Genomic DNA, 21,150 nt, shown 5'->3' with positions numbered 1-21,150 from the left:
CTACGCGCGGCCGCGCATGATCGCCTGCTTGACCTCGGAGATCGCCTTCGTCACCTGGATGCCACGGGGGCACGCGTCGGTGCAGTTGAAGGTCGTGCGGCAGCGCCAGACGCCTTCCTTGTCGTTGAGGATGTCGAGACGGACGTTCGCGGCGTCGTCGCGGGAGTCGAAGATGAACCGGTGTGCGTTCACGATCGCAGCGGGGCCGAAGTACTGCCCATCGGTCCAGAACACCGGGCAGGACGACGTGCACGCGGCGCAGAGGATGCACTTCGTGGTGTCGTCGAAGCGGGCGCGATCGGCGACGGACTGCACGCGCTCCTTGCCGGGCGTCGGGGCCGACGAGGACTGCAGGAAGGGCTGCACCTCGCGGTAGCTCTGGAAGAAGGGCTCCATGTCGACGACGAGGTCCTTCTCGAGCGGCAGGCCCTTGATCGCCTCGACGTAGATCGGCTTCGAGACGTCGAGGTCCTTGATCAGGGTCTTGCACGCCAGGCGGTTGCGACCGTTGATGCGCATCGCGTCGGACCCGCAGACGCCGTGTGCGCACGAGCGGCGGAAGGTCAGGGACCCGTCCTGCTCCCACTTGATCTTGTGCAGGGCGTCGAGGATGCGGTCGGTCGGCAGCATCATGACGTCGAAGTCCTGCCAGCGCGGCTCGTCGTCGACGTCGGGATCGAAGCGACGGACGATGACCGTGACGGAGAAGGATCCGGGAGGGGCGTCCTGCACGGTGTCGGTGCGGGGTGCGTCGGAGACCAGGGTGTCGGTCATCTCAGTACTTCCTCTCCATCGGCTGGTACCGCGTGATGACGACGGGCTTCCAGTCGAGCGTGATGTGGTCGTCGGCGAGTGACGAGTGCGGGTCGCCCGTCAGGTACGCCATGGTGTGCTGCATGTAGTTCTCGTCGTCGCGCTTCGGGTAGTCGTCGCGCATGTGGCCGCCGCGGCTCTCCTTGCGGTTGCGCGCGGAGTAGACGACGACCTCGGCCAGGTCGAGCAGGAACCCGAGCTCGACGGCCTCGAGCAGGTCGGTGTTGAACCGCTTGCCCTTGTCCTGCACGGAGACCTGCATGAAGCGGTTGCGGAGCGTGTGCAGGGTCTCGGTGACGCGGGCGAGCGACTCGTCCGTGCGGAACACCTGCGCGTTCTTGTCCATCTCCTCCTGCAGTTCCTTGCGGAGGGCGGAGACGCGCTCGGTGCCGGTCGAGGCACGGAGCTGGTCGAGCATGCCGCGGACGCCGGCCGCCGGGTCTTCCGGCAGCGGGAGGAACTCGGCGGTCTGGACCCACTCGGCGGCGTTGTTGCCCGAGCGCTTGCCGAAGACGTTGATGTCGAGCAGCGAGTTGGTGCCGAGACGGTTGGAGCCGTGCACGGAGACGCAGGCGCACTCGCCGGCGGCGTACAGACCGGGGACGACGGTGGTGTTGTCGTACAGGACCTCGGCCTTGACGTTCGTCGGGATCCCGCCCATCGCGTAGTGCGCGGTCGGCATGACGGGCACCGGCTCGACGACCGGGTCGACGCCGAGGTACGTGCGGGCGAACTCGGTGATGTCCGGCAGCTTCGTCTCGAGGACCTCGGCGCCCAGGTGCGTGCAGTCGAGCAGCACGTAGTCCTTGTTCGGTCCGGCACCCCGGCCCTCGGCGACTTCCTGCACCATGCAGCGCGCGACGATGTCACGCGGAGCGAGGTCCTTGATGGTGGGGGCGTACCGCTCCATGAAGCGCTCACCCGAGGCGTTCCGGAGGATCGCACCCTCGCCGCGGGCGCCCTCGGTCAGCAGGATGCCGAGCCCGGCGAGTCCGGTCGGGTGGAACTGGAAGAACTCCATGTCCTCGAGCGGCAGGCCCTTGCGCCACACGATGCCGACGCCGTCGCCGGTCAGGGTGTGCGCGTTCGAGGTGGTCTTGTACATCTTGCCGAAGCCGCCGGTCGCGAAGATCATCGCCTTGGCGTGGAAGACGTGCAGCTCACCGGTCGCGAGCTCGAACGCGACGACGCCGGCCGGCTGCTGGCGGGTGACACCGTCGTCACCGACGACGTCGACCATGATGAGGTCGAGCGCGTAGAACTCGTTGTAGAACTCGACGCCGAGCTTCACGCAGTTCTGGAACAGCGTCTGCAGGATCATGTGCCCGGTGCGGTCGGCGGCGTAGCAGGCCCGGCGGACCGGGGACTTGCCGTGGTCGCGGGTGTGGCCACCGAAACGGCGCTGGTCGATCTTGCCCTCGGGCGTGCGGTTGAACGGCAGGCCCATGTTCTCGAGGTCGATGACGGCGTCGATCGCCTCCTTCGCGAGGATCTCGGCGGCGTCCTGGTCGACCAGGTAGTCGCCGCCCTTGATCGTGTCGAAGGTGTGCCACTCCCACGAGTCCTCTTCGACGTTCGCGAGGGCCGCGGCCATCCCGCCCTGCGCCGCACCGGTGTGCGACCGGGTGGGGTAGAGCTTCGAGATGACGGCCGTCTTCGCCTTCGGGCCGGCTTCGATCGCGGCTCGCATACCCGCGCCTCCGGCGCCGATGATGACGATGTCGAATTGGTGGTGGTGGACGGTGGTCTCGGTCACAGGGGTCTTTCCGTAGACGGTGGGAACGCGGGCAGCAACGGTGGTGGTGCTACTGCGCCGGGCAGAAGGACGGCAGGTCGGCGGCAGCGGCGCCGGCGGGGCACGGGTCGAAGGTCCAGCAGACGAGGAGCCCGAGGACGATCAGCACGACGCAGGCGGCCAGGATCGCGACGAGGAGCGTCTTGCGGATGCCCGGCTTCGACACGTAGTCGTTGACGATCGTGCGCATGCCGTTCGAGCCGTGGATGAGCGCGAGGACCAGCATGAGCGAGTCCCAGACCTTCCAGAAGGGGTTGGCCCACTTGCCGGCGACGAAGGCGAAGTCGATCTGCTTGACGCCCTCGCCGGCCACCATGTTGACGAAGAGGTGGCCGAAGATCAGCACGACGAGCAGCACGCCCGAGGCGCGCATGTAGATCCAGCCCCACTTCTCCCAGTTGGTGGTGCTGCGGGCGGCCGCGGCCGAGCGGGGAGGTTCGACGATCTGCGTGGTCATGTTCGTGCCCCTCAGTTGAAGTCCGCGACGAGGTTCATGAGCTGGCGGGGCAGGAAGCCCGCGATCGCCACCGCCCACAGGACCATGACGATCCAGAACATGGCCCGCTGGTACTTCGGGCCCTTCGACCAGAAGTCGATCAGGATGATCCGCAGGCCGTTGAAGGCGTGGAAGACGATGGCCATGACGAGCGCGATCTCGCCGAGGTTCATGATCGGGGTCTTGTACGTGCCGATGACCGCGTTGTACGCCTCGGGTGAGAGCCGCACGAGCGCCGTGTCGAGGATGTGCACGAGCAGGAAGAAGTAGATCGCGACACCGGTGATGCGGTGGAGGACCCACGACCACATCCCGATCGAACCGCGGTAGAGCGTGCCCTGTGGCGTCCGAGAAGCCCGTGGAGCTTCAATCGAGACGTCGGGCACCGCGGTCGCCGTACCCCCGCCGGTGTGCTCAGCCATGAGCTCGTCCTTCCATAGGACGGGCTCGCCCGATCGGCGAGCCCTTGCCGTTCGTGTTCGTGTGGAACACGACCCATCCTATGCGCGGGCGCTGACCTTCTCGTCCCGACCTGCCCGGAGGCCCCGTCCGACGGGCGGCGCGCCGATGGTGCGGGCCGTGTCGTGGTGGTCGAGGAGCTGGTCGCCGACGGCCTCCCAGGTGGTGCCCTCGACCCGGAGCCGACCGGCGGAACCCATCCGCTCCGCGAGCGCACGGTCGTGGTGCAGCCGCAGGACCGCGTGCCGCAGTGCTTGAGGAGCGTCGGCGTCGTACAGCTCGCCGTCGAGCCCGGGGGCGACCAGGTCGAGGGGGCCGCCGGACGCCGGCGCGATCACCGGCAGGCCGGAGGCGTGGGCCTCCTGCAGGGTCTGCCCGAAGGTCTCGGCCGGACCGGTGTGCACGAACAGGTCGAGCGCCGCGTACGCGTCGGCGAGTGCGTCGCCGCGCAGGGGGCCGGTGAAGGTGACGTCGAGGTGCCGGAGCCGACGTTCGAGCATCGCCCGCGACGGACCCCCTCCGGCCACGACGACCCGGATGCCGGGGACGCCGCCGAGTTCGGCGAGCCGCTCGACCTGCTTCTCCGGGGCCAGTCGTCCGACGTACCCGACGATGGTCTCGCCGTTCGGGGCCAGGCGGCGGCGGAGTGCCCGCACGTGCCCGGTCGACCGGCGCGCGGGGTGGAACAGCTCGGTGTCGACGCCGCGACCCCAGCGGGCGACGCGGGGCACGCCGTCCTCGGCGAGCATCGTGGCCGTCGCGCTCGACGGGGCGAGCGTCAGCGAGGCGCCGGCGTGGATGCGTCCGAGGATCTTCCGCACCAACGGGACGGTCGCGGTCAGGCCGTTGCGGCGGGCGAACCCGGCCACGTCGGTCTGGAAGACGGCGACGGAGGGGATGCCGAGCCTCCCGGCTGCCGTGATCGCGCGCCCACCCAGCAGGAACGGACTGGCGGCGTGGAGCACGTCGGCGCCGGAGGCGGCGAGGATCGTGTCGAGCACCGGGTGGGGGAGTGCCACCGGGAACTGGCGGTAGGCGACGGCGGGGATGCGGTGGACGTCGAAGGAGCGGTAGCGCTCGACGGCGCTGCGCGACCGGAACTGCGCCAGGCCGGGGGTGTCCGGGGCGATCACGACCGCGCGGTGACCCCGTCGTTCCAGGTGGTCGAGGACCGCCAGGACACTGGTGGTCACGCCGTTGAGGGTGGGCAGGAAGCTCTCGGTCACGACGGCGACGGTCCGGGGGGACGTGCCGCGCTCCACGCTGCGTGCGCTCATGGTGCTGCCCATGCTCCGGGCGTGACGTGACCCGGCGGGGCCGACGACGTGAACGGGACGCGCGCGCCGGGTGAACAACGCGACGGCCGACGCTGCGGGAGCCCGCATGCGGGAATCGTGCGGAGACCACCCAGGATCCACCCGGTGGGACCGGTACGGTGAGCGCGTGGCTGACGCTCTCGAAGACTTCTACGCGATCATCCCCGCAGGGGGCATTGGATCGCGCCTGTGGCCGTTGTCGCGCGCGGACGCACCCAAGTTCCTGCACGACCTGACGGGTTCCGGCACCTCGCTGCTGCGGCAGACCTGGGACCGCCTGGCGCCGCTCGCCGGCGACCAGCGGATCATGGTGGTCACCGGCCGTGCGCACCGGGTCGCGGTGGAGTCGCAGCTGCCAGGCGTCGAGGACCACAACGTGGTGCTCGAGAGCGAACCGAAGGACTCCACGGCCGCCATCGGCCTGGCCGCGGCGATCCTGGTGCGCCGCGAGCCCGACGTCGTCATCGGCTCGTTCGCCGCCGACCACGTCATCGGGGACGCCCGCGGCTTCCGTCGTTCGGTGCGCGAGGCCGTCGCCGTCGCCCGCGCCGGCTACGTCACCACGATCGGCATCACCCCGACGGAACCCGCGATCGGCTTCGGCTACATCAACGCCGACACCGCCGGGCTCGACATCGAGGGTGCTCCGACCGCACACGCGGTGAAGTCATTCGTCGAGAAGCCGGACCTCGACACCGCCCGCTCCTACGTCGAGCAGGGCAACTACCTCTGGAACGCCGGCATGTTCATCGCCCGCGCCGACGTGCTGCTCGCCGAGATCGGCCGGACGAAGCCCGAACTGCTCGCGGGCATCAACGAACTCGCTGACGCCTGGGACACCTCGGCACGCGGCGCCGTGGTCGACGCCGTCTGGCCGATGCTCGAGAAGATCGCGATCGACTACACGGTCGCCGAGCCCGCCGCCGCCGCCGGGCGCATGGCGGTCGTCCCCGGTGACTTCGACTGGGACGACGTGGGCGACTTCGCCTCGCTCGCCAAACTGCAGTCCGGCGGCCGGCCGAACAACCTCGCGGTGCTCGGGGACGGCGCCCGCATCCTGGCGGACTCGTCGAGCGGCATCGTGATCTCGCACAGCCAGCGGCTCATCTCGCTCATCGGCGTCGAGGACATCGTCGTCGTCGACACCCCGGACGCGCTGCTCGTCACCACGAGCGCGAACGCACAGCGGGTGAAGGGCGTCGTGGATGCCCTGAAGATCAGCGGCCGCGGCGACGTCCTGTAGCGCTCCATCAACAAACCCCTCGAACTGGGGGTGAATGAGTGGCCCCGCGTTACGGGCGCGTTTCGGCGGGGTCGCGATCCCGTAACCGATCCGCAGGACCCCCGCAACGGGTCCTGTACCGACCCGACGGTCGTGTACTGTCGCCACGATCGCCCGGAACGCACGTGGTCCGGGCACGCTCCCCGGAGGAACCAACCCGTGACATCTCGTACCCGACAGGTCGTCCTCAGCGGCCTCGCGCTCGCCGGCACCGTCGCCGTCCTGGCCGGCTGCGCCTCGGCGCCGTCCACCACCGACTCGGCGAAGAAGACCGACTTCCGCCCCTGCATGGTCTCCGACGCCGGTGGGTTCGACGACAAGTCGTTCAACCAGCTCGGCTACGAGGGCATGAAGGACGCCGCCAAGGACCTCGGTGCCACCTACAAGGAGGCCGAGTCGAAGGACGCCACCGTCTACGACTCGAACATCGAGCAGCTCATCGGCCAGAACTGCAACCTCGTCGTGACCGTCGGCTTCAACCTGGCCGACGCCACGAAGAAGCAGGCCGCTGCGAACCCCGACACCGACTTCGCGATCATCGACGACAACTCGATCGACGCGAAGAACGTCAAGCCGATCACGTTCGACACCTCGCAGGCGGCGTTCCTCGCCGGCTACGCAGCGGCGTCCTACTCGAAGACCGGCGTCGTCGGCACCTTCGGTGGCATGCAGATCCCGACCGTCACCATCTTCATGGACGGCTTCGCGGACGGCGTGAAGTACTACAACGAGCAGAAGGACAAGGACGTCAAGGTCGTCGGCTGGAACGTCGACACCGGCAAGGGCTCCTTCACCGGTGGCTTCGAGGCCGGCACGCAGGCCAAGTCGGTCGCGCAGACGCTCCTCGACCAGGACGCCGACGTGATCCTCCCCGTCGGTGGCCCGATCTACCAGTCCGCTGCCGAGGCCATCAAGGACGCCGACAACGGCTCCGTCCTGATCGGTGCGGACAGCGACCTCTACGAGGCCGACCCCCGCTACAAGGACATCGCCTTCACCTCGGTCGAGAAGGGCATGCGCCCGGCCGTGAAGGACGTCGTCGAGCAGGCGGCTGACGACAAGTTCTCGAAGGACCCGTACGTGGGCACCCTCGAGAACGACGGCGTCGGCATCGCGCCGTTCCACGACTTCGAGTCCAAGGTCGACAAGGGCCTGCAGGGCGAGCTCGACGACGTGAAGGCCGGCATCATCGACGGCTCGATCAAGGTCAAGACCCAGTCCTGACCCGGTGAACGCGGGCGGGGGAGCATCCCTCGCCCGCGTTCTCGTGCGCCCGGGTGGCGCACACCACATCGTGCGCCCGGCGGCGCACACCACATCGTGCGCCCGGCGGCGCACACCACATCGTGCGCCCGGCGGCGCACACCACATCGTGCATCCGCGGGCTGCACGCGACACCGTGCGCCCGCGTGGCGCGCGCGAGACAGAAATAGACTCCCGAACATGAAGCTCGAACTCCGCGGCATCACCAAGCGGTTCGGCGCCCTGGTCGCCAACGACCACATCTCGCTCACCGTCGAGCCGGGTGAGGTCCACTGCCTCCTGGGTGAGAACGGCGCCGGCAAGTCCACCCTGATGAACGTCCTGTACGGCCTGTACGACGCCGACGAGGGCGAGATCCTGCTCGACGACGTGGTGCAGGACTTCGACGGCCCCGGTGACGCCATGCGCGCCGGCATCGGCATGGTGCACCAGCACTTCATGCTCGTGCCCGTGTTCACCGTCGCCGAGAACGTCATGCTGGGGCAGGAGCAGACCACCTTCGGCGGGCGGCTCGACCTGGCCGGTGCCCGCAAGCGCGTGCAGGAGATCTCCGACCGCTTCGGGTTCGACGTCGACCCCGACGCCAAGGTCGAGGACCTGCCCGTCGGCGTGCAGCAGCGCGTCGAGATCATCAAGGCGCTGTCCCGCGACGCCTCCGTGCTGGTGTTCGACGAGCCGACGGCCGTCCTCACCCCGCAGGAGACCGACGAGCTGATGGGCATCATGCGCCAGCTCCGCGAAGCCGGCACCGCGATCGTCTTCATCACCCACAAGCTCCGCGAGGTGCGCGAGGTCGCCGACCGCATCACGGTCATCCGTCTCGGCAAGGTCGTCGGCGAGGCATCGCCGACCGCCACGAACAACGAGTTGGCCGCGCTGATGGTCGGCCGTGCCGTCTCGCTCGTGGTCGACAAGGCTCCTGCGACCGGTGGCGCCGACGCCCTGGTCGTCGAGAACCTGACCGTGACCGACCCGTCCGGCATCGTGCTCGTCGACGACGTCTCCTTCACGGTGCGCCGCGGCGAGGTCCTGGCGATCGCCGGGGTGCAGGGCAACGGGCAGACCGAGCTCACCGAGGCGATCATCGGCCTCGAGCCCGCCCACGCCGGCCGCATCACCCTCGACGGCAAGGAACTCACCGGGCGGAGCGTCAAGCAGGTGCTCGACGCCGGCGTCGGCTTCGTCCCCGAGGACCGCAAGGAGGACGGCCTGGTCGGCGAGTTCACGATCGCCGAGAACCTGATGCTCGACCGGGCCGACCACGCCGAGTTCGTCCGCGCCGGCACGATCCGCTCGGCCGAGCGCGACGCGTTCGCCGACGAGAAGATCGCCGAGTTCGACATCCGGACGCCGGGTCGCACCACCGCGGCCGGTCGGCTGTCCGGTGGCAACCAGCAGAAGATCGTCCTGGCGCGCGAACTGAGCCGTGAGCTGCGGCTGTTCGTCGCCGCGCAGCCCACGCGCGGCATCGACGTCGGCTCCATCGAGTTCGTCCACAAGCGCATCGTCGCCACCCGCGACACCGGTGTGCCGGTCATCGTCGTCTCCACCGAGCTCGACGAGGTCGTGGCCCTGGCCGACCGGATCGCCGTGATGTACCGCGGCGGCATCGTCGGCATCGTCCCCGCGACCACCCCCCGTGACGTCCTCGGCCTCATGATGGCCGGGGAGATCCCAGAAGGAACGGAGCTGGCCGCATGACCGGTTCGGCCGGCGAGATCCAAGCCACACCCACGACCGGAACGGAGCTGGCAGCGTGACCACCCCACCGCCAGACAACACGCAGCAGCCGACCCCGGCTGCGCACGGCACCGCGGACGCCCCGCTCACCGACGACCGTCTGCAGGAGGTCGAGTCGACCCCGCACCTGATGACGGACTCGGCGGAGGACACCGAGCGCCGCAACGGCGCCGGTGGTGACCGCTGGCAGGCCGCCCTGCAGGGGATCCTGAACGGCTCCGTGCTCGTCACGGTGCTCGCCGTCGTCCTCGCGCTGGTCGCCTGCGGCATCCTCATCGCGGTGACGGACGAGAACGTCCGTGCGACCGCCGGCTACTTCTTCGCCCGCCCGACGGACATGCTCCAGGCGATCGGCACCGCGGTCGGCGGCGCCTACGCCTCGCTGTTCCAGGGCTCGGTGTTCAACTTCGGCGCGGACTCGTTCCAGCAGGCGATCGGGCCGCTCACGCGCTCCGTCGACTACTCGGTGCCGCTCATCGCCGCCGGGCTCGGGATCGCGCTGTCGTTCCGCGCCGGGCTGTTCAACATCGGCGGCCAGGGTCAGATCCTGATGGGCGCCGCTGCCGCCGGCTGGGTCGGGTTCTCGTTCGACGGCCCCGCCGCGATCCACATCCCGCTCACGATCATCGCCGGCATCGTCGGCGGCGCGGTCTGGGGCGGCATCGTCGGGGTGCTCAAGGCCCGGACGGGTGCGAACGAGGTGGTCGTCACGATCATGCTCAACTACGTCGCGCTCTACCTGGTCAGCTACCTGCTCCGCACCCCGGGCCTGCTGCAGGCCCCGGGCAGCAGCAACCCGATCTCGCCCGCCACGAAGGACAGCGCGCTCCTGCCGCAGCTCTTCGGTGTGCGGTACGGCGTGGACCTCGGGTTCATCGTCGCGATCATCGCGGTCGTCGTCGTCTGGTGGCTCGTCAACAAGTCCTCGCTCGGCTTCCGCTTCCGCACGATCGGTGAGAACCCCCGTGCCGCCCGCGTGGCCGGCATGAGCGTCCCGTCGCTGACCATCTGGGTCATGGTCATCTCCGGTGCCCTGGTCGGCATCGCCGGCGCCTACCAGGTGCAGGGTGCCGTCACCACGGGCTTCACCTCGGGCATCGACGCCGGCATCGGCTTCGACGCCATCACCGTGGCCCTGCTCGGCCGCTCCAAGCCGTGGGGTGTCTTCTGGGCGGCGATCCTGTTCGGCGTGCTGAAGAACGGTGGCTACGCCATGCAGGCCGCCAACGGCATCCCGATCGACATCGTCGGCGTCATCCAGGCCCTCATCGTCCTCTTCATCGCGGCGCCGCCGCTCGTCCGCGCGATCTTCCGGATCCCGCAGCCGGGTGCACGCAAGCGCACGAAGACGAGCAAGAACAGCAAGAAGGCGGTCGCCGCATGAGCACCCTCAGCCCCACCGCGGCCGCGCCGCGCATGCCCCTGGACGACCGCCCAGTCGAGACGACCCGCAGCTGGAAGCTCCCGATCGGGTACGGCGTGTTCACGCTGCTCGCGCTCGTGCTGTTCGGCTTCGGACACCGTCCCGGAACGGCGACGCTCCGCCTGGCGTCGAAGGGCGACTTCTTCGCGCTGCCGAACCTCCCGCTGCCGGCGACGGCCACCGGGATCGTCGTGACCGTGCTGCTCGCGCTCGCCACGGTGTACGCGATCGTCGAGACCCGTGCCTCGCGTCGTGTGCCGCTCTGGGTGACCTCGGTGTTCGCGATCGTCTTCGTGGTCGGCTTCCTCGCATGGGCGGTCGCCGGCGACTCGATCACCATCCCCGGCATGCTCTTCGGTGCGCTCGGCCTCGCGGTCCCGCTCGTCTTCGGTGCACTCGGCGGCGTCATCTCGGAGCGGGTCGGCGTGGTGAACATCGCGATCGAGGGCCAGTTCCTCGCGGGTGCGTTCACCTCGGCGCTCATCGCCTCGCTCACCGGGTCGCCCTGGGTCGGTCTCGTCGGTGCCCTCGTCGCGGGTGTGCTCGTGTCGTTCGTCCTCGCGGCGTTCAGCATCAAGTACCTGGTCGACCAGGTCATCGTCGGTGTCGTCATCAACGCCTTCATCTCGGGCCTGACCGGCTTCCTGTACTCGCAGGTGCTGTCCCCGAACCAGCAGACGCTCAACATCGGCATCCGGTTCCCGAAGTTCGAGGTCCCGGTGCTCCACCAGATCCCGATCATCGGACCGATCTTCTTCGAGCAGTCGGTCGTCGTCTACCTGGCCTACGTCGCCGTGGCGGTCGTCACCTTCGGCCTGTTCAAGACCCGCTGGGGTCTGCGACTCCGCGCCGTCGGCGAGCACCCGCAGGCCGCCGACACGGTGGGCATCAACGTCACGAGCACCCGGTTCTGGAACGTCTCGCTCGCCGGTGCGATCGCGGGCCTCGGCGGTGCGTACTTCACGCTCGACGCCACCGGCGGGTTCACGAAGGACATGACAGCGGGCGCGGGCTACATCGCCCTGGCCGCCGTGATCTTCGGCCGCTGGGACCCGATCAAGGCCACGCTCGCCGCCCTGCTGTTCGGCTTCGCGTCGAACCTGCAGAACACCCTCAGCGCGGTCGGCTCGCCCGTGCCGAGCGAGTTCCTGCTGATGCTGCCGTACGTGGTGACGATCTTCGCCGTGGCCGGCCTGGTCGGGCAGTCGCGCGGCCCAGCCGCGTCCGGCAAGCCCTACATCAAGAGCTGACGGCCTGGAGGCACGGCACATGACCGACACACACGCTGCAGGTGACCAGGCGGTCACCGCCACCGACCCGACGGACGCCGCCACGGGCCTCCCGGCCGACGACGTGGACTGGGGCGTCCTGCGGGACGCCGCCACGGCCGCGATGCGGCGCGCCTACGCGCCGTACTCGTCGTTCCCGGTGGGCGCCGCGGCGCTCACCGACGACGGCCGGATCGTCTCCGGCTGCAACATCGAGAACGCGAGCTACGGGGTGACGCTCTGCGCGGAGTGCTCCCTCGTGTCGCAGCTGCACATGACCGGCGGCGGCAAGCTCGTCGCGTTCACGTGCGTCGACGGTGACGGGGCGACCCTGATGCCGTGCGGCCGCTGCCGCCAGCTGCTGTTCGAGCACTCGACCGAGGGCATGCTCCTCGAGACGCTCTCCGGCATCCGCACCATCGACGAGGTCCTGCCGGACGCCTTCGGGCCGCGGACCCTCGCCACCTACCAGCAGGAGCACTGACATGGCCGTCGAGCCGTTCGACACCGTCGACCTCATCCGCACGAAGCGCTCCGGCGAGGTCCTGAGCACCGCCGAGGTCGACTGGCTCGTCGACGCGTACACCCGCGGCTACGTCGAGGACCCGCAGATGGCCGCGATGGCGATGGCGATCTTCCTGAACGGGATGGAGCGGCGTGAGATCAAGGACCTCACGCTCGCGATGATCGCGTCGGGGGAGCGGATGTCGTTCTCGTCGCTCGGCAAGACGACGGTCGACAAGCACTCCACCGGCGGGGTCGGCGACAAGATCACCCTGCCGCTCGCGCCCCTGGTGGCGTCGTTCGGCGTCGCGGTGCCGCAGCTGTCCGGCCGTGGGCTCGGCCACACCGGTGGCACGCTCGACAAGCTCGAGTCGATCCCCGGGTGGCAGGCGTCCATCTCGAACGACCGGATGATGCAGGTGCTGCAGGACGTCGGCGCGGTCATCTGCGCCGCCGGGTCCGGCCTGGCCCCCGCGGACAAGAAGCTCTACGCGCTCCGCGACATCACCGGCACGGTCGAGTGCATCCCGCTCATCGCGTCGAGCATCATGTCGAAGAAGATCGCCGAGGGCACCGGTGCGCTCGTGCTCGACGTCAAGTTCGGGTCCGGCGCGTTCATGCCGACCTACGAGGCGTCCAGGGAGCTCGCGCAGACCATGGTCGACCTCGGCAACGACGCCGGGGTCGCGACCTCGGCACTGCTGACCGACATGGAGGTCCCGCTCGGGCTGACGATCGGCAACGCGCTCGAGGTGCGGGAGTCGGTCGAGGTGCTCGCCGGCGGCGGCCCCGCCGACGTCGTCGAGCTGACCGTGGCGCTCGCGACCGAGATGCTCACCCTGGCCGGACTGCCCGACGCCGACCCGGCCGCGGCGCTCGCGGACGGCCGCGCCATGGACACCTGGCGTCGGATGATCGAGGCGCAGGGCGGGGACCCGTCCGCCACGTTGCCCGCGGCCCGCGAACAGCACGTCGTCACCGCGCCGACGTCGGGGGTCCTCACGCAGCAGGACGCGCTGCCGTTCGGCGTCTCGGCCTGGCGGCTCGGGGCCGGTCGTGCCCGCGCCCAGGACCCGGTGCAGGCAGGCGCGGGCATCGAGCTCCACGTCAAGCCGGGGGACACCGTGGCCGAGGGCCAGCCGCTCTGGACGCTGCACTCCGACGACGCGTCGCGGATCCCGCGCGCGCTGGAGTCGCTCGAGGGCGCGTGGACCATCGGCCCGGCGGGCTCCGCTGCCGCGGCACGGGGGCCGATCGTGCGCGAGCGCATCGGGTCCTGAACCCGGCCACCCGACCGACCGGAGGCTCCCTGCACACCTGTGGGGAGCCTCCAGTGTCTTCCGTCGTGGCTTGTGCACAGGTGCCTGCGCGGCGGCGGTGACCACCGATAGCCTGGGGGCATGAGCGCCGACGCCCCGACCTACCGCCTGCCCGACGCCGGGGCGGTCATCAACGACCTGCCGAAGGTCTCGCTGCACGACCACCTCGACGGCGGCCTGCGTCCCGCGACCATCATCGAGCTCGCGGCCTCGGCGGGTGTGTCGCTCCCCACCACCGACCCGGCCGAGCTGGGGCAGTGGTTCGCCGACCAGTCGAACTCCGGCTCCCTGGTCGAGTACCTGAAGACGTTCGACGTCACCACGTCGGTGATGCAGACCGCACCGCAGCTCACCCGGATCGCCCGCGAGTTCGTCGAGGACCTGGTCGCCGACGGCGTCGTCTACGGCGAGGTCCGCTGGGCGCCGGAGCAGCACCTGCAGGGCGGACTGACCCTCGACCAGACGGTCGAGGCAGTGCAGGCCGGCATCGAGGAAGCCGTCGACGCCGCCGGTGGGCGCATCCGCGTCGGCCAGCTCGTCACTGCGATGCGGCACGCCGACCGGTCGCTCGAGATCGCGGAGCTCGCCGTCCGGCACCGCGACGCCGGGGTCGTCGGCTTCGACATCGCCGGTGCCGAAGCCGGGTTCCCCGCCTCGAACCACCGCGCCGCCTTCGACTACCTGGCGTCCGAACTGTTCCCCGTCACCGTCCACGCGGGCGAGGCCGACGGGCTCGCATCCATCCGCTCCGCGCTCGTCGACGGCCGGGCGCTCCGCCTCGGGCACGGCGTCCGCATCTTCGAGGACGTCGCCCTGTCCGACGCCGGGGACGGCTCGACGCTGGCCTCCCTGGGCGAGGTCGCCTCGTGGGTCCGTGACCGCGAGATCCCGCTCGAGGTCTCGCCGTCGTCCAACCTGCAGACCGGGGCGATCGCCGCGTGGGGCGACGACCTCGCCGACCACCCGTTCGACGTGCTCTACCAGCTCGGCTTCCGCGTCACGGTGAACACCGACAACCGCCTGATGAGCGGCACCTCGCTGTCGAAGGAACTCGCGCTGCTCTCCGGCACGTTCGGCTACGACCTCGACGACCTGGCCGCGTTCCAGATCAACGCCGCGCTCGGGTCGTTCCTGCCGCTCGAGGACCGCGAGGAGATCATCGCCACCATCACGGCCGGGTACCAGGAGGCCTGACGCATGGGACTGCCACCGCTGCCGGACACCGCCGTCCTCCTCGGTGCGGACGCGCCCGCGTGGCGTGACGCGATGCGCCTGGTCGGCGGTGCGCTCGTCGCGTCGGGCGCCACCACCGACGAGTACACCGACGCCATGATCGGCATGGTCGAGGAGCACGGGCCGTACATCGTCATCTCGCCGGGGCTCGCGTTCGCGCACGCCCGGCCGGGTGGTGCGGTCGTGCGGGACGGACTCGCGATCGTGACGCTCGCGACGCCGGTGGCGTTCGGCCACCCGCACAACGACCCCGTCAGCGTGGTGCTCGGGCTCGCGGTGGCCGAGGTCGGCACCCACCTGGAGTCGATCGGCGAGATCGCGAACCTGTTCAACGACGCCACCGTCACCGGACGGATCGCGGCGGCGACCACCGCGGACGAGGTCCGCGCGATCATGGGGGTCTCCGCGTGAAGATCGTGACCATCTGCGGCGCCGGCATCGGCTCGAGCGGCATCCTCAAGGTGAACGCCGAGAAGGCGCTCGACGCCCTCGGGCTGTCGGCGTCGGTCGTCGCGGCGGACGTCGCGTCCGTGCGGGACGTCTCCGACGACGCCAACGTGATCCTGACGAGTCAGGAGTTCGTCGAGGCGATTGGCGACACCTACGCCGAGGTCATCGTCATCGCGAACCACTTCGACCAGGGTGAGATCACGGCGGCGGTGGACCGGGCGCTCGGCGAGCACTGAGCGCGTAGTCCGCCCTTTAGAGTTGGGGCATGAGCACCGAGAACCCGCTGAACGACCCCGCTGCCGACCCGTTCGAGGTCGCGCGGGCCGCCGCCGCCGCCATCGCCGAACAGTCCGGCATCGAGCGGCACGACATCGCCCTGACCCTCGGGTCGGGCTGGGGCAAGGCCGCCGACATCATCGGTGAGACCGTGTCCGAGATCCCGGCCGAGCAGGTCCCCGGGTTCAGCGCCTCGGCCGTCCCCGGACACTCCGGCACCATCCGGTCGATCCGCCTCGCCGACGGCCGCCACGCGCTCGTCATCGGTGCCCGCACCCACTACTACGAGGGCCACGGGGTCCGTCGGGTCGTGCACAGCGTCCGCACGGCCGCGGCGACCGGTGCCTCGATCATGGTGCTGACCAACGGCGCCGGCGGCATCAAGGAGCACTGGACCCCGGGCACCCCGGTGCTCATCAGCGACCACATCAACCTGACCGCGGACAGCCCGCTCGAGGGCGCGACGTTCATCGACCTGACCGACCTGTACTCGGCGCGGCTGCGCGAGCTGGCCCGGACGGTCGACCCGTCGCTCGACGAGGGCGTGTACACGCAGTTCCGCGGCCCGCACTACGAGACCCCGGCCGAGGTCCAGATGGCGAAGACCATCGGCGGACACATCGTCGGCATGTCGACCGCGCTCGAGGCCATCGCGGCCCGTCAGGCCGGCATGGAGGTCCTCGGGTTCTCGCTCATCACGAACCTCGCCGCGGGCATCCAGAAGACCCCGTTGTCGCACACCGAGGTGCTCGAGGCCGGCAAGCAGGCCGAGCCGGTGATCGCCGACCTGCTCGCACGCGTGGTCGCCGCACTCGGGCAGCCGGCGTCGTGAAGCTCGACCTCGACCAGGTGCTCGGCACCGCGCGGGCGTGGCTGGCGCAGGACCCCGACCCGGAGACCCGCGACGAGCTGGCCGCCGCGATCGACGCGGCCGCCGACGGTGACGGTCCCGCTGTCCGGGCGCTCGCCGAGCGGTTCGACGGCCGGCTGCAGTTCGGCACCGCCGGCCTCCGTGCCGAGCTCGGCTGGGGCCCACTGCGGATGAACCGGGTCGTCGTGACCCAGGCCGCTGCGGGGCTCGCACGGTTCCTCATCGACACCGGGCGCTCGCGCAGCGTCGTGATCGGGTACGACGGCCGGGTGAACTCGGACGTCTTCGCACGTGACTCGGCCGAGGTCATGCGCGGCCTCGGGCTCGAGGTCACCCTGCTGTCCTCGGCCCTGCCGACGCCGGTGCTCGCGTTCGCCGTCCGGCACCTGGACGTCGGTGCTGGCGTCATGGTCACCGCGAGCCACAACCCGCCGCGGGACAACGGGTACAAGGTCTACCTCGGTCAGGACGACGACGGCTCGCAGATCGTGCCGCCCGTCGACGGTGAGATCGCGGCCGCCATCGACGCCGTGGCCGCGGGCTCCGTCACCGACCTGCCGCGCGGCACGGACTACACCGTCGCGACGTCGGCCCTGGTCGACGCCTACGTGGCCGCCACGGCCGCGATCGTGCCCGCTCCGGCACTCGGGGTCGAGGAGCAGCCGAAGGTCGTCTACACGGCCATGCACGGCGTCGGGTGGGAGACCGCTCGCGCGGTGTTCGCCGCGGCCGGGTTCGCCGAGCCGGCGGTCGTGCCGGAGCAGATCGATCCGGACGGTGCGTTCCCGACGGTGTCGTTCCCGAACCCCGAGGAGCCGGGTGCGATGGACCTGGCGATCGCCCGTGGTCTCGCCGTCGGCGCCGACCTGGTGATCGCGAACGACCCCGACGCCGACCGGCTCGCGCTCGCGATCCCGACGGCCACGGACGCCGGTGCGCCGTCGTACCGCCGGCTGTCAGGCAACGAGGTCGGCTGGCTGCTCGGGTGGCGTGCCGCTGCACGGGCGTCCGAGTCGGGCGCGACCGGCACGCTCGCCGCGTCGATCGTCTCGTCGCCGGCGTTGGCCCGGGTGGCTGCGCGCCACGGGCTGGAGTACCGCGACACCCTGACCGGCTTCAAGTGGGTCTCGCGGGTGCCCGAGCTGCTGTTCGGCTACGAAGAGGCCCTGGGCTACCTGGTCGACCCGTCGGTCGTGCGCGACAAGGACGGCATCTCGGCTGCGCTCGAACTGCTGTCCCTCGCCGACGAGCTCGCCGCATCCGGCTCGACCATCGCCGACCACCTCGAGGCCTTCGCCGCCGAGTTCGGAGCGTTCGCCTCGGGCCAGGTCGCGACCCGTGTCGACGACCTGTCGCGCATCGGCGAGATCATGGCCTCGCTCCGTGCCACGCCGCCGACGACGCTCGGTGGGCTCGACGTGCACACGGTGACGGACTACGCCGACGGGGTGGCGGGCTTCCCGCCCTCGGACATCCTGCGCTACGACCTGTCCGGTGACGCCCGGGTGATCGTCCGCCCGAGCGGCACCGAGCCCAAGGTGAAGGTCTACATCGACACGGTCGCGGAGACCCCCGCCGAGGCCCAGCGCCTGGTCGACGCCCTCGCCGCCGCGGTGCGCCCCCTGGTGTCGTAGGGCGCGGTCCGCTCCGCTCGTTCGTGTTGCGCCCCGTTGCGGGCATCGCGCCCCGACTCTTCGGGGCGCGATGCCCGCAACGGGGTGCGCTGCTCCGTGGCCTGTCCACAGATCGCGCAAACCCTGCTCGCGATGGACCGTGCGTCACGATCATCGGAGCATGGAACACGAACCCATCTCGACCGTCGGCCTCGCGCAGGACCCCGGCCGCGCCTCGGCGATCCGTCGTGCAGCGGAAGTCGGCGCCCTCGTCCGGGTGCACCGTGGCAAGTACGTCGGGTCAGGTGAGTGGGCGTCGATGACGGGACGCGAACGACATCGCATGCTCGTCCGGAGTGTGCTCGCGGGCGGGAGGGGCTCCGTCGTGGTGTCACACCGGTCAGCGGTCGCGATGCTCGGACTTCCGTGGATAGGGGCGTTCGGCGAGCGTGTCACGGTGACCGACCCGTCGCGGGACCGGGGCCAGGTCAAACAGAGCATCCAGCGCATCGGCAGCGCCGGCAGGCGACCGTCCTCCGTCGAGGTCGACCGTGTGCCCGTCACGACGTTGACCGAGACCGCGGTCGACGTCGCCCTTCGCGAACACCCGTGGCGTGCCATCGTCGTGCTCGACGCGGTCCTGCGGCGCGGCGTCGAGCGGACGACGATCCTCGAAGTGCTCGGGAGTCGCCGTGCTCGCGGGCATCGACGCGCGCGAGAACTGATCGAGCACGCGGATCCGCTCGCCGAGTCACCGGGGGAGAGCATCACACGGTGGGGTGCGCACGTGCTCGGCGCTCCGGACCCGGTACTGCAGCAGGAGTTCCGGCACGACGGCCTGCTCCGCGACCGGGTGGACCTGTGGTTCGCGGAACCCGGGGTGATAGTCGAGTTCGACGGCCGGGTGAAGTACGACGACCCGCGACGAGGGCGGACAGCGGCGGACGCCCTGGTCGACGAGAAGCGCCGGGAGGACCGTCTCCGTCGCCGTCGTGAGGTCAACGGCTTCGCACGGGTGATGTGGGCGGACGCGATGCCCGCGGGGCAGCTCCCGCGGATCCTGCACGATGCCGGGGTGCCGCTCGGTCCGGACTGGGGTACGGCTTGGCGTCATGCTGCGATCCGCGCCCTCTGACGGTCATCGCGCCCCGAAGAGTCGGGGCGCGATGACCACAGCGGGGCGCCAACCGAGCTGCGAGACGGAACCCCGCGCTACGCGAGCTCGAGCAGCACGTGACCGGACGAGACCGTCTGGCCGACCGGGGCGTTCAGCCCGGTGACGACGCCGTCCTTGTGGGCCTGCACGGGCTGCTCCATCTTCATGGCCTCGAGCACGACGAGCAGGTCGCCCTTCACCACGGTGTCACCCTCGGCGACCGCGAGCTTCACCACGGTGGCCTGCATCGGCGACGCGACGGACGACCCGGACTTCGCCAGACCCCCGCGGACGGCCGACGAGCGGCGCTTCGGGGGAGCGGTGGGGCCGGCCGGACGACGACCGGCGACGCCGCCGGCAGCACCGCCACCGACGATCGACGGCATGGTGACCTCGATGCGCTTGCCCTGCACCTCGACCACGACGCTGTCGCGCGCAGCCGGGGCCGGCAGTTCCTCGGGGGAGCCGCTCCACGCCGGGATGTCGTTGACGAAGTCGGTCTCGATCCACTGCGTGTAGATGCTGAACGGCTCGTCGTCGGCCGTCGCGAACGCCGGGTCGGACACCACGGCACGGTGGAAGGGGAGCACGGTCGGCAGGCCGGTGACCTCGAACTCGGCGAGTGCACGACGCGAACGCTCCAGCGCCTCGGCACGGGTGGCGCCGGTGACGATCAGCTTCGCGAGCATCGAGTCGAACGAGCCGGACACGACGTCACCGGAGACGACACCCGAGTCGACACGGACGCCGGGGCCGGACGGTGCGTTGAAGGCGTGCACCGGGCCGGGCGCGGGGAAGAAGTTGCGACCCGGGTCCTCGCCGTTGATGCGGAACTCGAACGAGTGTCCCCGCGGCGTGGGGTCCGAGTAGTCGAGCACGCCACCCTCGGCGATGCGGAACTGCTCGCGCACCAGGTCGATGCCGGTGACCTCTTCGGAGACGCAGTGCTCGACCTGCAGGCGAGTGTTCACCTCGAGGAACGACACGGTGCCGTCGGCACCGATGAGGAACTCGCAGGTGCCGGCGCCGACGTAGCCGACCTCGCGCAGGATCGCCTTGGACGACTCGTACAGTGCGGTCTGCTGCTCGGACGTCAGGTAGGGCGCCGGGGCTTCCTCGACGAGCTTCTGGTGGCGTCGCTGCAGCGAGCAGTCGCGGGTGGAGACCACGACGACGTTGCCGTGCTCGTCCGCCAGGCACTGGGTCTCGACGTGGCGCGGCTTGTCCAGGTACTTCTCGACGAAGCACTCGCCCCGACCGAACGCGGCGATCGCCTCACGCGTGGCGGACTCGAAGAGCTCCTCGACCGAGGCACGGTCGCGGACGACCTTCAGACCACGACCGCCACCGCCGAACGCCGCCTTGATCGCGACGGGCAGACCGACCTGGTCGACGAAGTCGAAGACCTCCGAGACGTCCTGCACGGGCTCGATGGTGCCGGGGGCGAGCGGTGCGCCGACTTTCTCGGCGACGTGGCGCGCGGAGACCTTGTCGCCGAGGCGTTCGATCGACTCCGGCGACGGGCCGATCCAGACGAGCCCGGCATCGATGACGGCGCGGGCGAAGTCGGCGTTCTCGGCGAGGAACCCGTAGCCCGGGTGCACGGCGTCCGCGCCGGAGCGGCGGGCGACCGAGATGATCTTGTCGATGACGAGGTACGTGTCGGCGCTCGTGGTGCCGTTCAGCGCGTAGGCCTCGTCGGCGAGGCGGGCGTGCAGGGCATCGCGGTCCTGGTCGGCGTAGACCGCGACCGATGCCTTGCCCGCGTCGCGGGCCGCGCGGATGATGCGGACGGCGATCTCGCCGCGGTTCGCGATGAGGACCTTGCTGATACGGGGCATGACACAGCAGCGTATTCGTGCGGCGGGAGTGC

19 protein-coding genes are annotated in these 21,150 nt (G+C 70.4%); 13 read left to right on the top strand and 6 right to left on the bottom strand.

Translation table 11 applies throughout. The features are described from left to right. From DEJ29_RS11910 to DEJ29_RS11890, 5 genes are all read right to left on the bottom strand, one after another. Positions 1 to 774, bottom strand: a complete 774-nt coding sequence (locus DEJ29_RS11910; RefSeq protein WP_071244286.1) for a succinate dehydrogenase iron-sulfur subunit — start codon at positions 772 to 774, stop codon at positions 1 to 3. Position 775: 1 nt separating this feature from the next. Further along, positions 776 to 2,569 (bottom strand): succinate dehydrogenase flavoprotein subunit, encoded by a 1,794-nt coding sequence (gene sdhA / locus DEJ29_RS11905; RefSeq protein ID WP_027466445.1) that lies wholly within the window; start codon positions 2,567 to 2,569, stop codon positions 776 to 778. A gap of 49 nt (positions 2,570 to 2,618) precedes the next feature. After that, positions 2,619 to 3,065, bottom strand: coding sequence for a succinate dehydrogenase, hydrophobic membrane anchor protein (gene sdhD / locus DEJ29_RS11900; RefSeq protein ID WP_071406401.1), 447 nt, complete (start codon positions 3,063 to 3,065; stop codon positions 2,619 to 2,621). Between the two features lie 11 nt (positions 3,066 to 3,076). Then, a complete protein-coding gene (gene sdhC / locus DEJ29_RS11895) occupies positions 3,077 to 3,526 on the bottom strand; it encodes a succinate dehydrogenase, cytochrome b556 subunit (protein WP_017888739.1) in 450 nt (149 codons plus the stop codon). A gap of 78 nt (positions 3,527 to 3,604) precedes the next feature. Next, positions 3,605 to 4,840 (bottom strand): glycosyltransferase family 4 protein, encoded by a 1,236-nt coding sequence (locus DEJ29_RS11890; RefSeq protein ID WP_258375974.1) that lies wholly within the window; start codon positions 4,838 to 4,840, stop codon positions 3,605 to 3,607. Positions 4,841 to 5,006: 166 nt separating this feature from the next. Here DEJ29_RS11890 and DEJ29_RS11885 point away from each other — a divergent pair, with 166 nt between their 5' ends. From DEJ29_RS11885 to DEJ29_RS11825, 13 genes are all read left to right on the top strand, one after another. Further along, positions 5,007 to 6,122, top strand: coding sequence for a mannose-1-phosphate guanylyltransferase (locus DEJ29_RS11885; RefSeq protein ID WP_027466449.1), 1,116 nt, complete (start codon positions 5,007 to 5,009; stop codon positions 6,120 to 6,122). Positions 6,123 to 6,320: 198 nt separating this feature from the next. Beyond that, positions 6,321 to 7,385, top strand: a complete 1,065-nt coding sequence (locus tag DEJ29_RS11880) for a BMP family lipoprotein (RefSeq protein WP_027466452.1) — start codon at positions 6,321 to 6,323, stop codon at positions 7,383 to 7,385. A gap of 219 nt (positions 7,386 to 7,604) precedes the next feature. Then, entirely contained in the window at positions 7,605 to 9,125 is a 1,521-nt protein-coding gene (locus DEJ29_RS11875) for an ABC transporter ATP-binding protein (RefSeq protein WP_071406403.1), read from the top strand. Between the two features lie 55 nt (positions 9,126 to 9,180). Next, the gene (locus DEJ29_RS11870; RefSeq protein WP_181438229.1) at positions 9,181 to 10,548 is read left to right on the top strand and encodes an ABC transporter permease; all 1,368 of its coding nucleotides are present in this window, start codon (positions 9,181 to 9,183) and stop codon (positions 10,546 to 10,548) included. Beyond that, positions 10,545 to 11,837 carry an ABC transporter permease gene (locus DEJ29_RS11865; protein ID WP_084741425.1) on the top strand — a complete coding sequence of 431 codons (1,293 nt, stop codon included), beginning with the start codon at positions 10,545 to 10,547 and terminating at the stop codon, positions 11,835 to 11,837. Before DEJ29_RS11870 ends, DEJ29_RS11865 begins: the two co-directional genes overlap by 4 nt. A gap of 19 nt (positions 11,838 to 11,856) precedes the next feature. Then, positions 11,857 to 12,339, top strand: coding sequence for a cytidine deaminase (locus DEJ29_RS11860; protein WP_111095370.1), 483 nt, complete (start codon positions 11,857 to 11,859; stop codon positions 12,337 to 12,339). Between the two features lies 1 nt (position 12,340). After that, a complete protein-coding gene (locus tag DEJ29_RS11855; protein WP_111095371.1) occupies positions 12,341 to 13,639 on the top strand; it encodes a thymidine phosphorylase in 1,299 nt (432 codons plus the stop codon). Between the two features lie 120 nt (positions 13,640 to 13,759). After that, a complete protein-coding gene (locus DEJ29_RS11850) occupies positions 13,760 to 14,872 on the top strand; it encodes an adenosine deaminase (protein ID WP_111095372.1) in 1,113 nt (370 codons plus the stop codon). A 3-nt stretch (positions 14,873 to 14,875) separates the two neighbouring features. Then, positions 14,876 to 15,322 (top strand): PTS sugar transporter subunit IIA, encoded by a 447-nt coding sequence (locus tag DEJ29_RS11845; protein ID WP_111095373.1) that lies wholly within the window; start codon positions 14,876 to 14,878, stop codon positions 15,320 to 15,322. Next, positions 15,319 to 15,597, top strand: coding sequence for a PTS sugar transporter subunit IIB (locus DEJ29_RS11840; protein WP_027466460.1), 279 nt, complete (start codon positions 15,319 to 15,321; stop codon positions 15,595 to 15,597). The genes DEJ29_RS11845 and DEJ29_RS11840 overlap by 4 nt, the downstream gene beginning before the upstream one ends. A 29-nt stretch (positions 15,598 to 15,626) precedes the next feature. Further along, positions 15,627 to 16,469, top strand: coding sequence for a purine-nucleoside phosphorylase (locus DEJ29_RS11835; protein ID WP_071244261.1), 843 nt, complete (start codon positions 15,627 to 15,629; stop codon positions 16,467 to 16,469). Further along, complete coding sequence (locus DEJ29_RS11830) at positions 16,466 to 18,142, top strand: phospho-sugar mutase (RefSeq protein ID WP_111095374.1); 1,677 nt, start codon at positions 16,466 to 16,468, stop codon at positions 18,140 to 18,142. Before DEJ29_RS11835 ends, DEJ29_RS11830 begins: the two co-directional genes overlap by 4 nt. Positions 18,143 to 18,302: 160 nt before the next feature. Further along, complete coding sequence (locus tag DEJ29_RS11825) at positions 18,303 to 19,256, top strand: hypothetical protein (RefSeq protein ID WP_111095375.1); 954 nt, start codon at positions 18,303 to 18,305, stop codon at positions 19,254 to 19,256. A 77-nt stretch (positions 19,257 to 19,333) separates the two neighbouring features. On the opposite strand, the gene DEJ29_RS11820 is transcribed toward DEJ29_RS11825, so the two are convergent. Beyond that, complete coding sequence (locus tag DEJ29_RS11820) at positions 19,334 to 21,118, bottom strand: acetyl/propionyl/methylcrotonyl-CoA carboxylase subunit alpha (protein ID WP_110863334.1); 1,785 nt, start codon at positions 21,116 to 21,118, stop codon at positions 19,334 to 19,336. Positions 21,119 to 21,150 lie beyond the last annotated feature (32 nt).

Source organism: Curtobacterium sp. MCPF17_021 (assembly GCF_003234605.2).
Classification (GTDB): Bacteria; Actinomycetota; Actinomycetes; order Actinomycetales; family Microbacteriaceae; genus Curtobacterium; species Curtobacterium flaccumfaciens.
The sequence above is the reverse complement of the archived record's forward strand: the minus strand, read 5'-3'. Positions and strand labels throughout refer to the sequence as shown.